Source organism: Enterococcus sp. AZ020 (assembly GCF_050499205.1).
In the GTDB taxonomy this organism is placed as follows: Bacteria; Bacillota; Bacilli; order Lactobacillales; family Enterococcaceae; genus Enterococcus_L; species Enterococcus_L dunnyi.
Map to the genome: position 1 here is coordinate 2599460 of NZ_JBIPAT010000001.1, position 12501 is coordinate 2611960.

Here is a 12501-nt window from a genome sequence, read left to right on the forward strand (position 1 = left end):
GGAGTGTTGAAGCGTGAGCTATGAGTATGTGATTTTTGATTTTGACGGAACGTTAGGAGACTCAAAAGAATGTGGGTTTAAAGCAACAGAAGAAGCGTTTAAAAAAATGGGACTGACGATCCCCAAAAAAGAAACGATTGAATATTATATGGGCATACCGATTGAAAAATCATTTAAGGAAATGTCGAACCGAGCTCTTTCACAAAATGAATTTGACGAACTGCTCGGCTTATTTCGAACCAGCTACAAAGAATACGAAAACGACTATTTAAAGATTTTTCCAGGGATCAAAGAGTTAATAACAACGTTAAAAACACATAAAAAAATGCTGTTTGTCGTATCGAGCAAAAAGACAGATGTACTAAAAAGAAATTTAGAGTCGTTGACTATTAGTGATTATTTTGTGGAAATCGTGGGTTCTGACAAAGTGTCTAACTATAAGCCCGACCCGGAAGGTATTCATTATTTACTAAAAAAATATTCGATGAATCCAGTTCAAACGCTAATGGTAGGCGATGCTATTTTTGATATCCAAATGGGCAAAGCAGCAAAAGTCGGAACTTGTGGAGTGACATGGGGTAGCCACGCGAAGGCAGAATTGGCGAAAGAACGACCTGAATTACTGATCGATGAACCAAAGGAACTTCTTTCTTGGATCGGTTAAAAATAGTTCATGAAATTTTCGAAATGCCGTGATAAAAAATAAAAAAGGATTTGTTTAAAGGTATTTTTTGATTTGAATCCATAAAATAATCTCCAAAGGTTGTACCTGAAAAATACAACTTTTAGAGATTATTTTAATTCACACTCTTTTTTTATTCATAGTTATTGTTTTGTTGTTCAAGATACATAGAAATTCGTTTTAAATGGTCAATCAAATCTACAAAATTTTTACTACCATCCTGTTCTTCTAAATAATTTTCTGTCGTTTCAATAGCTTTTCTCATGTCGATTACTAGCTGCTTACCAGAGTCACTAAGAAATAGATTATAAGAACTTTTCTTTTGTAAACTCTGTTTTTTTATGATATAGCCTTTTTCAGTATATGTTTTAACTATTCTAGCGACCAAACCTTTATCGACCATTCTTTTTTTTGCAAGAAAATTTTGAGTACAACCGGGATATTCTTCAATAGTGAGAAAATAATTGTAATCCGCTGGGCTAATATCAAATTCTTTGATTTTTGTTTTGTTTACATGTAAAAGTTGACGATAAACACGGTCAATCCATTTACCAAGGATAGCATCGTTATTCATTAGAGAAACCTCTTTTCCACTTATAGATTATGTTGCGAGCGGCAATTTTTGTTTTTCAAATTCCTTGAAAGCGTCCTCTATCCCAAAAATGACTTCTTTTATTTTAAAGTAGCTTTCAGCATAAAGATCTGTATCACGTATTTCTTCCCACATAAAATGGTAAGCTGCTAAATCGGTTGTTTCACAAATCGTAAAATCTGTGTAGTTAGCACCTGGAAAAGCTTCTGCGTCGAAGAACCGAACTGAAATAGCTGGATATCTATCAATAATAGAAAGTAATTTTTTAGCCTGTTCATTTCGAACTTTTCGAGAAAGCTTTAGCCATTTTGGGTAAAATTCTAATAAAACAATAAATGTATATTTCATAAAAAACATCCCTTCTCATTAATATATGATAATAATAAAACATTTAGTTGACTTAGTCAACTAAATGTTTTATTGAAGTAGAGTTAAGATCGATGAAAAATACTTATCAGTTTTTTAGTTACTTAAAGTGAATATTATCTATCTAAAAAAATAGGCTCATGATATTATTATTGCATGATATATTTTATAAAAAGGTGGATAATTTTATGACGATACAAAGTGATTTTACTGGAGCAAGCCAAAAGGCTACTGCTTTAAAGGGTGCAACAGATAAATTGATACAATCAGTTTCGATTATTAAAGATACTCAGACGACTGTGGCAGGCAATACAAATGCGCAGGAAGCAATCACTACAGCTCAAGAAACAGCTACAAAAATTGCACAAGCAGTTTTTCAAGCTTCTAGTAATCTTCAAAGCGTAGCAAAAGAGTTTGAAGCGCTGGATCAAAAAGTAGCGAACACGATGATTCGAGGTCTAGGCAAATGAAGGAACTTGAATTACTTCAACTAGAAGAACAGCAAATACAGACAAAAGAAGAATCGATTGCAAATGAAGAAAAGCAGGTAAGGCGGATAAAAGAAAGCTATGAACAACACTTTCATGAAGCACGTCATTTTTTAGATGATTTATGTTATCTATTCCATAAAAACGAGCAAGGCACATTTTATCAATCGTTGATGGATGAATATTCTCAAGAATCAGGGAAAATACTAGAGCATTTAGAAATAGATGAAACAGAACTCCATGATCAAAAGAAGAGAGTAGTAGATCAACTAGAGGATATCGATTATGAAAAGAGAAAATTATTAGTAGAGAAGGATACGAATGAGTGTTGATATGTATGTTTCATCGTCTCAAAGTCAAGCTTCTAGTGTGTCTTCCATGTGTAAGGCGCAAACAGAAGGGTATCAAGAATTACAAAAAGCAATCACTGATTTTGTAGTCGCAAGTCCTTTCTTGACGGGGAAAGCGTATGATTCGGCTAAAGCTTATTTTAATACGGTGCTATATCCTTTAGCACAAGGTGGCATATTATTATCGGAAGCCGTTGAACAAGCCGTTAAAAAATTTCCAGAAGAATATATTTCTCAAGTGGATAGTGGCGATCTGAAACAATCAGAATTGGAAGAAAATATTCGTAAAGCAGATCAATTATTGAGTCAGGCGGAAAATATTCGTAGAGAATTACATTCGTCCAAAACACCAGATGCAACCAAAGCATTTCAGTTATTAGGAAATGCAGCATTGATTGGTATGTATAGTGCGACAAAACAAAAGCTAGAAGAACAGCTACAAAAATTGTTGGCATTTAACGGAAGTTCCCCTTCTATTTTTTCTGAAATCGCTAGTTTACAGCAAGCGGTCAATCAAGGATTGGCACAAGCTAATACCGCTTGGAATGGGGCGACAGGAACGTTTATAGTGCCGAAAAATCTTTCGTGGAAAAATACGATCTCTGCGAAATGGGCAGAGTATGAAGAACGACATGCAGATAATTTAGAAGTGAAAAAAGTAACGCTTCAAAATGGCGAAACATTTTATGAAGTCTATAGAAACGGTAAGCTAGATAAAGATGCAACGAATGAATTAGCAGTTGAAATCGCAAAAGACGATTTAAAATCATTAAAATCTTTTCTAGCTGGAGCAAGCTATCAGGTTTTAGAAAACAATGGTGTGAAAGCATTGTTGGATGGTCTTTTTGGAGAAAGAGATGTAAAAGACTCCCTGCAACAGCATAAAGGGTATAATGAAGGTGTGTTTGTAGGGAACTTATTAGGTGTATTTCAAGCTGGAGCGGAATACGTCGGTGGTGCTATGTGGTTATTTGGTGGTACGGCTGGTAGTCTCGTAACCGCACCTGCAACTGGAGGGGCTAGTCTAGGTGCAATTCCAGCAGTGGGGGCAAATACATTAGCTGTTTGGGCTCATGCAACAGCAGTTGGTGGTATGAGTGTCCAAAATATATTGAGTGGTGATAACTACAACCATAAAGCAAAATCGGTTGAAAATATGGATGAATTTTTTAGAACTGAATTCGGTTCAAATGTTAAGAATAATGTATCAAAGATAAAAAAACGTGTTGATGGTCAGAATGTTTATAAAGTTGGGAACAAAAAACTTAAAGAATACGGATTAAAAAATGGAGATCAAATCTATTTGGACGGCTTACATAAAGATCATTTAGAAGTATTTAGCAGTAATGGTAAGTTTCAAAAGGTGCTAAATTTGGACGGATCATTGAATGTTGAAAAAACAGCAAAAGGGATAGGGAGAGTTTTAAAATGACAATAAATTCACAAATTTTTCTTGACTTATTGAAAATATATGAACAAATAAATAACAAGAATGGTAATAAAATTGATTTAACAGCCTTTAAAATAGATGATGATGTTGCTGAAGGAGAAAATGCTATTGTATCGGATTTAAAAGAAGATGTCATAGAGGATATCATTGAGGAGTTACAAAATTTGAGAGAGATAGTGAAAGAATTAAACAATGTAGATATGAGTAAAAGCTTAGATGAGCTTAATTACATGCATAAGTTTAAATTAAATATTGTAAAACTAAATAGTGTATACTTGAGTTTAAGTAATGATTTTGATGATTTATACGAGTTTCATAGTAAATTTATCCAAAGTTTACCAGAAGGACCAAAGGATGATTCTGAGCTTATCTAAAATATCGATTTTTTTTTACTTATTGGAAGGGAAGTGAAGTAACGGATGGTAATTAATTTAGAAGATCAAAATACAACTGAAATATATTTGTCTATTGTCTCTTTAGGACTATTGAAATGTATTGAGGAAGGAATATTAAATTATGATGATGCGATGGCATTGTTGTATCAGCCTTTTAATATAGAAAAATTAGAAGCTAAGTTTCCTGAATTAGGTTCAGCGATTCACTTAGGCAGTGAATTAGAAGATGTTGCAAGCTTAATTCCTGAAAAATTAGAAACATCAATTAGAGAAATTGAAAAAATGAACAAGGAATTGATAATAAGTAATATAAATAAATTTAGGGAAGATGATGGACTAAACTCACCTATTTATGATATTAATTGATTAGGTATACGGAAATCTTTAGCAAAAAAAGAGCTGAAAATTTTCGTATACCTTTACTATTAGTAAAAAAACTAACACTACTAGAATGTATAATTTAAGTGCAACACTATAATTTGAAGGTGCAAAAGCCTGTTATAATGGTGTTGACGATTTACATCGACTAGGAGGTATTTAGCTATGACTTCATATACTCACCTTACGATACGTGAGCGAGAAATGATTTTTCTCTATCATGGTTTTGGTTTTACTATTCGTAGAATTGGACGTTTGATCAAAAGAAGTCCTTCAACTGTTATGAGAGAGCTTAAGAGGAATACTACAAAGTTTAAACCCTATTCGCCTTCTCAAGCACAAAAATCGTATCATAAGAATAAGCAGAAATGTGGTCGAAAGAGAATGTTAGATCAGTCCCCCTATAAGGAAACCATTCGTAAACTACTTTTTGAAGACCAATGGTCTCCAGAACAGATAGCGAATAGAATTAACTTAGAGAGCAATGAATCGGTTGTCAGTTACCCGACGATTTATCGTTCTATTTACAATGGTCTATTTGATGAAGGTTTTCCTGTAGGTAGTCCAGGGGCACGAAAAATGTTAAGACGAAAAGGAAGAAAATCAGTGAACAAAAGAATTGGTGATCGCCGTGGACGATTTACTGATGTGAAAACGATTCATGAACGTCCGACAAAAGCTGAAACTAGAGAAGAACTTGGCCACTGGGAAGCGGATACTGTCTTGGGACACCGTGGAAAATCATGTCTCGTCACACTCGTTGATCGGAAATCTCGATTTTTATTAGCTGGAAGAATTCCTAAAAATGATTCAATTTGTGTAAGGAATATGATTGTAAAACTACTGTCACCTCTAAACAAAAGACATCGCAAAACCATTACACCAGATAGAGGACCAGAATTTGCTAAATACAAGTACTTCAGCAGATTATGTGGTATTGACTGTTACTTTGCAGACCCCTGGTCTCCATGGCAGCGCGGAACAAACGAAAATACAAATGGGCTGATACGAGAGTATTTGCCTAAACGGACGGAAATGACTCCAGTTTCAGAAGAGTATATTCGCTCAGTTGTTCATAAATTAAATAACCGACCAAGAAAGTGCTTAAATTGGAGAACACCGTATGAAATATTTTATGATAGATCATTAAATTTTATTTTGTGACAGTGATCACTTATTTAAGGTTCGTTTAAGTTTTTTTTGTTACTGTAATACAGTCAACAAGAAACTTAAGTATTATGAAAGACTAACTATAAGAAGTCAAGTAAAGAATAAAAGAATTAGTCCAAAATTTAATAACAAAAAAGTGCATAACAAATAAGAGAAAGCAAAGATGTTTTTTTGAGTTACATTCGTATTTCGTAAGGTTCGTTCTTTTTGAGAATCGCATGAACGATGTAACATAACTTTCTGGAAACTGCTCCAAGAGCTGTGAGGTGGTGTTTCCCTTCAGAACGTTTCTTTTCGTAGAAGGCTTTAAGAACAGGATCATGTTGTACTGCAATTAAAGCAGCTGAAAATAAGGCTTTTCTAAGATAAGGGGAACCACGTTTACTCATAACGTTATGTGTTGCTTGATATTGACCAGACTGAGAAACAGTCGCGTCTAGACCAGCGTATGCGACTAATTTTGTAGGATTGGAAAATTTACTAATGTCTCCAATTTCCCCAAGAATAGTAGCGCCATTGATTGGTCCGATCCCTGGGATCGTTTCAATGACAGAATGCAGAGTAACCATGATTTTTTTGATTTCAGTTTCAGTATCTTTAATTTGGGCTTCCAGAAATTTAAGTTGTTCAATCATTGATCGTAATTGGAAAGTAAAGGTCTCTTGAGCAAAAGTAATACCAAAAGATCGACTCGCAGCACTTTTTAAGGCATTGGCTTTATCTATCCCTAAACGATTGTGACTCGCTTCTTTAAGTAGTTTCGCAAGAGTATTCGCAGAGATATCATGGAGTGTTTCAGGAGAACTAAATTCAAGTAAAATTTCTTTTGATGCTTTACCAAAAACACCTGATTTACCGAATACTGAGTTATACTCAGGGAAAACTTGGTCTAATACGGCAATGATTTTACGTTTAAAGTCACTCGCTGTCCCAACTAGGTAAGTACGATAACGGGAAAGCTGTTTAAGAGAAAAAATATTTTCATCAGAGAGTGTCGTTTCAACAAAGGAACCGAAGCGAATCAGATCTGCAATTAAAACTGAATCAATAATATCATTCTTACGTTTACGAATTTCTGTCCCTTTACGCCACCCATCCGTTTGGATGGGGTTAAGAACATGAATTAAAAATTCTTTTTCATGTAAGTATGAAAAAACCGTTAACCAATAATGACCGGTAGCTTCCATACCTACAGTAAAATCATCTGATGAAGAAGAAAAATCATGAATTTTTCCAAGTAATTTTTCTCCACCTTCAATGGTATTCGGAAAAGAAAATCCTTTAAGAACAACCTTTCCTTCATCATTCATGATTGAAGCAACATGGGAACGTTTCCCAATATCAATTCCAATGTAGAACATAATTATACCACCTTCATAAGGATTTGGATTGAAATCCACTCAACTGAAAAGCGTTACTACCTTGTTCTAGATACGGAGTAAAGCCAGAAGGCTTTCAACATCTAACTCATTCGTAAACAGCTAAACAGAGAGAGGTGTCAGTCTTTCGATGACGAGCTCATAGACTCAAGCAGAAAACGACATAGCCTCTCAATCCAGTAATTATATTATCTCAAATTTATTGAGTTAATACCTAATGAAAAATAACAATGGTTCATAAGGTTATCCACTAAAATCGGAAGATTAAAACCTTAAATATAATATACAAGGAGATTAAATTTATGAAAAAAATTAGACTATTTACTGGCTTCGTTGCCATATCCTTATTACTTGTGGCATGTGGTGAAGAGGCTACGCAACATGCCAGTTCATCAACAGAGAATAACGCATTACAGGTAGAGCAAAATACCAGTCAAAGTACAGCTTTATCAGGCGATACTTCAGAATCATTGATCAAAACCAACACAGATGATCCTACTGAGGATCCATCTCTAGATATTGTATTGAATGAGGTTCAAAGTAAATTCAAACAGTTATCATACACTGATGAAGAAACTGGCGTAACGTTAGCATATAATCTTTATGTTCCAGAAGACTATGATGAAGATACTAAATATCCAATGGTTTCATTTATTCATGACGATTCTGTTGTAGGTAGCGGTGTAGCTGGGGCATTGACCCAAGGATATGGTGGTGCAATCTGGGCAACTGAGGCAGAACAGGCAAAACATGCTAGCTTTGTGTTAGTTCCATACTTTGAAACTTCGACAGTTGAAGGCGGAATGGGGCAAAGCGGCTCGTCAGTTGTAGAGGCGCAAGTCCAAACCTATTATGATCTTTTACAAGAGTTACAAAAAGAATACTCTATTGACACGAATCGATTATATCAAACTGGTCAATCAATGGGTGGAATGACTTCGTTCTACCTAAACGCAACGTATTCTGATTTATTTGCAGCAACTCTTTATGTTTCTTCTCAATGGGACGTGAATCAATTGAATGCACTCGAAAACCAAAAATTCTTTTATATAGTGGCTGGAGGAGATAATCAAGCAATGACTGGTCAAACAGACTTGATGAATTTATTAGAGAACGATGGAATTTCATACAGTACTGCTGAATGGGATGCCGTATGGTCCGCTGAGCAGAAAAACACTGCGGCTAATGAAATGATTGGTGAGAATACAGATCAAAACTTTGTTCACTGGGCAACTGGATCGGTATTAACAGATGGAGAAAATATGGAGCATATGGCATCATTTGATTATGGTTATACTGTTCCTGCTGTTCGAAATTGGTTATTTAATCAATCTAAAGCTGACGAAAGATAACTCAATTATTAAGAAAATTGTTTTATGGATTAATTGTAATCTTTGATTTTTAAAATCTACAGTGATTATTCTGATCTAGTTTTACTAAATAAAAGAATCGAACTACTATTATCAATTAAGTAGTTCGATTCTTTTATTCATTTTTTATCTTTAATCAATTTAACTAAGAATATATGCGAGCTAAAAAAAATTCAACAATCAACCCTCACATCTGTGATTTACTTAGACTTTATGAAGAAAAGATAGAAAGTTTCGCACAATAATCTTCTGAATAGATGTTCCGTTTCTATATTTAAAGAATCTTGCACCTATACTTAATAAATAGTGTTGCACTTAATTAGACAATTCTAGAATGCAATTAAAACGAAAGATGGAGCAAGAAAGGATATTCCACGATTACCGCAACAAGATTTGTTAAACATAGAAAAGTGTCTAGAAGTTTCTATTAAGCAAAACAAAGTTCTGAAAATACAGAAGTGAAAGTTAAATCAGGATGGAGTAATCCTTAGGAGGTATGGATATGGAATTAAAATTTAGTGTTATCAAAAAGAATGAAGCAGAGAGATTGATATTAGTTACGGCTATAGGACTTTTAGAATCTTTGGAAAATGAGTTGTTAACAATTGAGGATTGTGAAAATTATTTGTTCAGTCCGTATTCTGTGAGTATTCTAGAGGAAAAAGGATTAAGTGAAGATGTTATTGAAATTATAGAGTTAGGATGCGAATTAGAAGATATTCAATCTTTAAGACCAGCTAAATTAAAAGATGGAATACGAGAGTTGAAAGAGCAATCAAAAGAATGTTTGAAAAAAATAGCGCCGTTTGATGATCCGTGTAGTGTAAAGAAGTGGTTAGATAATAATTGAGGTAAGTAAAATTTTCATTTAGGTATACGAAAATTTTTAGCAAAAAAATGCTATGAATTTTCGTATACCTTTATTATTAGCAAAATATGTCGCCTTACTAGAATTCATCATTATTTAAACTAAACGAAAAATCACAGACAAAACTTCTCATTACAATGGTGTTGACTAATCATACTCAGCAGAGTATGTTAAAATGGAAAATATGAAAATAAAGAGATGTTAGTAGTAAAAGTAATTGAGAAATTATGGTAAAAAGATGGTACAATATACGTTCTGAGAAATAATGTAGAAAAAAACTGCTTGAAAAAATAAAGATCAATGAGTGATTTCCTAGATAGACTTCCTGAATATATAAGCGATATTCTTGATTCTTATTAGTTTTTTAATAAACGTTGTTACTGTTTTTGTTACCGCCTGAAATCATAGGCACTATCAACACTTGATGTGAAAGGAAGTTTAAAAAAATATGCATTATCCTGAACCTATTGCTAAACTAGTTGAAAGCTATATGAAATTACCTGGAATCGGGCAAAAAACGGCTGTCCGTTTAGCTTTTTATACCCTTGATATGAAAGAAGAAGATGTCAATGCTTTTGCTAAGGCGTTGATCAGTGTGAAGCGCGATTTACATTTTTGTAGTATATGCGGAAATATCACAGAAGAAGATCCGTGTGAGATTTGTCAGGATAAAACGCGTGACCGCAGTATTATTTTGGTAGTTGAAGAGCCCAAGGATGTCATGGCAATGGAAAAAATGCGTGAGTATCATGGTTTATATCATGTTTTACATGGAGTTTTATCACCGATGGAGGGAACTGGACCAGAAGATATCAACATTGCGCCATTGATCCAGCGTTTACATGATGATGAAGTCAAAGAAGTTATTATTGCAACGAATGCGACGACAGAGGGAGAAGCTACAGCCATGTATCTTTCCCGCTTGATCAAGCCTGCTGGAATTACTGTAACTCGTCTGGCACATGGACTATCTGTGGGTAGTGATATTGAGTATGCAGATGAAGTGACCCTATTAAAAGCAGTCGAAGGAAGACGAGAATTATAAAAAGGGTTAATATATTGTTGATAGAAAATCAAGCATTAGTTTCTCCTTTGTGTTACACTGTATAGGTAATCAATTTTGAAACGTAAATTATAGTGTTATACATAAATAATATAATTCTTTTTTTTGCTTATCAAACATTTTTTGCAATAGATAGCATATTTGATATGCAACAGGAGGAATATATATGAATAACGGTACAGTAAAATGGTTTAATGCAGACAAAGGCTTTGGTTTTATCACAGGAGAAGATGGTCAAGATGTGTTTGCCCACTTTTCAGCTATTCAAGCGGATGGATTTAAATCACTAGACGAAGGTCAAGCAGTAACTTTTGATACTGAAGAGGGTCAACGTGGAATGCAAGCTGTTAACATCCATAAAGCATAAAAAAAGCCGCCATTGTGTGGCTTTTTTTTATGTGAGATGATAATGTTATCGCAGAAGTCCAATGTGGACACAAACCATTAATATTTATAAAGTATAATTAGTTAAATGTCACAAGTTATTGTGGCTTTTTTTACTGAGAGTAAAATAATAAATGGGATTTGGATAATAGATAAAGGTCATTAGTAAAGTTTAGATGAAAGAATTGGTGATTGTTGCGCAATATTTCGGGTTGAATTTCAATTTTCCGATTCAATAAAACGAATAAAATCTGATACATAACTTTTTAAACTTACACATTTTAACGTGGAAAGGTGAATTCAAGCGAAAAAAAATATAGCTCTTTTCTGTTTTTTATGAGTATTCTCTTATAGATAATCGTATCATTTGTACCAAATAATTTTAGTCTTTATAGTAATAATTGTACAAATGGTTTGAATATTTTATGAAAGGATGGAAATTATGGAAAAGAACACAAGAAAAAGAGGACTTGTATCTTATTTGGCACCTGATGAAGGCGCGGGCGTGAATATTTCGTGGGGAGCAATCGTAGCTGGCTTAGTTTCATTCCTTGCAATCTTTATTACATTAAGTTTGATTGGTTCAGCAATTGGTTTTGGTATAGTTAAACCAACCTCTGATAATCCATTGGATGGTGTTGGTACTGGATTAACAATTTGGACAGTTGTAACGTTTATTTTAGCTCTATTTTGTAGCGGCTTTGTTGCCGGAGTAGCAGCGCGAAGAATAGGGTTACTCCATGGTTTTCTAACTTGGGCAACGAGTGTTTTAGTTTTAGTAGCTATTCTTTCGTATACAGCAATTGGAGCTTTTTCAGCAGTAGGATCTTTATTTGGCGATATCGTCTCAGCAACAGGAAGTGGCATACAGACAGTAGCGTCTGGGACTGCAGATACAATTGGTAAATCTTTCGATAAAGTTACTGAGAATGTTCAGTCAGTGAATACAGATGAACTTCAATCTCAAGTAAAAAAAGTATTGTCCGATACTGATGTCCCTGAACTACAACCAAATTATTTAGAAGATCAAATGAAAGAAGCAACTAATGAAATTACGGATGCAGGCAAAGAATTAGTAAAAGATCCAGAAAATGCTGATAAAATCTTTAAAGATACTGGGAACTCTTTAAAAGAAAGAGCAAAAAATATAGGTGATTCTGTTGATCGTGAAGCGATTGCAAATGCTGTCTCAGCAAATACGGAACTTTCAAAAGAAGAAGCTGATCAAGCAACAGAGAATATTTATAATGAATTACAAAAAGCCTCTGACGAAGCACAAAAACAAATTGAAACAGCCCAAACTAATCTTGAAAAAGCTAAGGATGATTTGGATGAAACGATCAAAGAAGCGAGAGAAAAAGCAGAAGATGCTTCAAATACGGTGGCAAAAGCTTCTATTTGGAGTTTTATAGCTATGGTCCTTGGAATGGTTATTACTTCTTTTGCAGGTATGTGGGGCGCTAATTTAGTAAAAAATCCAGAAACAGAAAGTAAACTGTGATTAATAAAAATATTTTAGAAAAAATATAACAGAATTCAAAACTGAAACTCCAGATACAAATCCGT

15 protein-coding genes are annotated in these 12501 nt (G+C 34.1%); 12 read left to right on the forward strand and 3 right to left on the reverse strand.

Annotation, left to right across the window (positions count from 1 at the left end; genetic code table 11):
• The first annotated feature begins 13 nt into the window (after nt 1–13).
• Nucleotides 14–664: an HAD family hydrolase gene (locus IGI58_RS12475; protein WP_429953153.1), complete on the forward strand. Its 651-nt coding sequence runs from the start codon at nt 14–16 to the stop codon at nt 662–664.
• A gap of 151 nt (nt 665–815) precedes the next feature.
• Here IGI58_RS12475 and IGI58_RS12480 read toward each other — a convergent pair whose 3' ends face one another.
• Complete coding sequence (locus tag IGI58_RS12480; RefSeq protein WP_429953152.1) at nt 816–1256, reverse strand: MarR family winged helix-turn-helix transcriptional regulator; 441 nt, start codon at nt 1254–1256, stop codon at nt 816–818.
• 27 nt (nt 1257–1283) lie between these two features.
• A complete protein-coding gene (locus IGI58_RS12485; protein WP_429953151.1) occupies nt 1284–1622 on the reverse strand; it encodes a darcynin family protein in 339 nt (112 codons plus the stop codon).
• A 206-nt stretch (nt 1623–1828) separates the two neighbouring features.
• Between IGI58_RS12485 and IGI58_RS12490 the strand changes: the two genes are divergently transcribed.
• From IGI58_RS12490 to IGI58_RS12515, 6 genes are all read left to right on the forward strand, one after another.
• A complete protein-coding gene (locus IGI58_RS12490) occupies nt 1829–2110 on the forward strand; it encodes a TIGR04197 family type VII secretion effector (protein ID WP_429953150.1) in 282 nt (93 codons plus the stop codon).
• Nucleotides 2107–2460, forward strand: coding sequence for a DUF3958 family protein (locus IGI58_RS12495; RefSeq protein WP_429953149.1), 354 nt, complete (start codon nt 2107–2109; stop codon nt 2458–2460). Before IGI58_RS12490 ends, IGI58_RS12495 begins: the two co-directional genes overlap by 4 nt.
• Nucleotides 2450–3910, forward strand: a complete 1461-nt coding sequence (locus IGI58_RS12500; RefSeq protein WP_429953148.1) for a T7SS effector LXG polymorphic toxin — start codon at nt 2450–2452, stop codon at nt 3908–3910. The genes IGI58_RS12495 and IGI58_RS12500 overlap by 11 nt, the downstream gene beginning before the upstream one ends.
• A complete protein-coding gene (locus IGI58_RS12505; RefSeq protein WP_429953147.1) occupies nt 3907–4302 on the forward strand; it encodes a hypothetical protein in 396 nt (131 codons plus the stop codon). The genes IGI58_RS12500 and IGI58_RS12505 overlap by 4 nt, the downstream gene beginning before the upstream one ends.
• 45 nt (nt 4303–4347) lie before the next feature.
• On the forward strand, nt 4348–4689 hold the full coding sequence (locus IGI58_RS12510) for a DUF3969 family protein (protein WP_429953146.1): 342 nt from the start codon (nt 4348–4350) through the stop codon (nt 4687–4689).
• Nucleotides 4690–4866: 177 nt separating this feature from the next.
• A complete protein-coding gene (locus IGI58_RS12515; protein WP_429953145.1) occupies nt 4867–5865 on the forward strand; it encodes an IS30 family transposase in 999 nt (332 codons plus the stop codon).
• Between the two features lie 182 nt (nt 5866–6047).
• Here IGI58_RS12515 and IGI58_RS12520 read toward each other — a convergent pair whose 3' ends face one another.
• Entirely contained in the window at nt 6048–7232 is a 1185-nt protein-coding gene (locus IGI58_RS12520; protein WP_429953144.1) for an IS110 family transposase, read from the reverse strand.
• Nucleotides 7233–7552: 320 nt separating this feature from the next.
• On the opposite strand from IGI58_RS12520, the gene IGI58_RS12525 reads away from it, so the two are divergent.
• The 5 genes from IGI58_RS12525 (at nt 7553) to IGI58_RS12545 (ending at nt 12436) form a co-directional block, all read left to right on the forward strand.
• Nucleotides 7553–8602, forward strand: a complete 1050-nt coding sequence (locus IGI58_RS12525; protein ID WP_429953142.1) for an alpha/beta hydrolase-fold protein — start codon at nt 7553–7555, stop codon at nt 8600–8602.
• A gap of 520 nt (nt 8603–9122) precedes the next feature.
• On the forward strand, nt 9123–9470 hold the full coding sequence (locus IGI58_RS12530) for a DUF3969 family protein (RefSeq protein ID WP_429953141.1): 348 nt from the start codon (nt 9123–9125) through the stop codon (nt 9468–9470).
• Nucleotides 9471–9936: 466 nt separating this feature from the next.
• A complete protein-coding gene (gene recR, locus IGI58_RS12535; protein ID WP_087639393.1) occupies nt 9937–10533 on the forward strand; it encodes a recombination mediator RecR in 597 nt (198 codons plus the stop codon).
• A 184-nt stretch (nt 10534–10717) separates the two neighbouring features.
• A complete protein-coding gene (locus IGI58_RS12540) occupies nt 10718–10918 on the forward strand; it encodes a cold-shock protein (protein ID WP_087639394.1) in 201 nt (66 codons plus the stop codon).
• Between the two features lie 459 nt (nt 10919–11377).
• Entirely contained in the window at nt 11378–12436 is a 1059-nt protein-coding gene (locus IGI58_RS12545) for a hypothetical protein (RefSeq protein WP_429953140.1), read from the forward strand.
• Nucleotides 12437–12501 lie beyond the last annotated feature (65 nt).

What these genes read in the sequence shown, in the direction of transcription:
- IGI58_RS12480 (WP_429953152.1), bottom strand. Translation starts at nt 1,256, where the DNA reads ATGAATAACGATGCTATCCTTGGTAAATGGATTGACCGTGTTTATCGT.
- IGI58_RS12485 (WP_429953151.1), bottom strand. Translation starts at nt 1,622, where the DNA reads ATGAAATATACATTTATTGTTTTATTAGAATTTTACCCAAAATGGCTA.
- IGI58_RS12490 (WP_429953150.1), top strand. Translation starts at nt 1,829, where the DNA reads ATGACGATACAAAGTGATTTTACTGGAGCAAGCCAAAAGGCTACTGCT.
- IGI58_RS12495 (WP_429953149.1), top strand. Translation starts at nt 2,107, where the DNA reads ATGAAGGAACTTGAATTACTTCAACTAGAAGAACAGCAAATACAGACA.
- IGI58_RS12500 (WP_429953148.1), top strand. Translation starts at nt 2,450, where the DNA reads ATGAGTGTTGATATGTATGTTTCATCGTCTCAAAGTCAAGCTTCTAGT.
- IGI58_RS12505 (WP_429953147.1), top strand. Translation starts at nt 3,907, where the DNA reads ATGACAATAAATTCACAAATTTTTCTTGACTTATTGAAAATATATGAA.
- IGI58_RS12510 (WP_429953146.1), top strand. Translation starts at nt 4,348, where the DNA reads ATGGTAATTAATTTAGAAGATCAAAATACAACTGAAATATATTTGTCT.
- IGI58_RS12515 (WP_429953145.1), top strand. Translation starts at nt 4,867, where the DNA reads ATGACTTCATATACTCACCTTACGATACGTGAGCGAGAAATGATTTTT.
- IGI58_RS12520 (WP_429953144.1), bottom strand. Translation starts at nt 7,232, where the DNA reads ATGTTCTACATTGGAATTGATATTGGGAAACGTTCCCATGTTGCTTCA.
- IGI58_RS12525 (WP_429953142.1), top strand. Translation starts at nt 7,553, where the DNA reads ATGAAAAAAATTAGACTATTTACTGGCTTCGTTGCCATATCCTTATTA.
- IGI58_RS12530 (WP_429953141.1), top strand. Translation starts at nt 9,123, where the DNA reads ATGGAATTAAAATTTAGTGTTATCAAAAAGAATGAAGCAGAGAGATTG.
- recR (WP_087639393.1), top strand. Translation starts at nt 9,937, where the DNA reads ATGCATTATCCTGAACCTATTGCTAAACTAGTTGAAAGCTATATGAAA.
- IGI58_RS12540 (WP_087639394.1), top strand. Translation starts at nt 10,718, where the DNA reads ATGAATAACGGTACAGTAAAATGGTTTAATGCAGACAAAGGCTTTGGT.
- IGI58_RS12545 (WP_429953140.1), top strand. Translation starts at nt 11,378, where the DNA reads ATGGAAAAGAACACAAGAAAAAGAGGACTTGTATCTTATTTGGCACCT.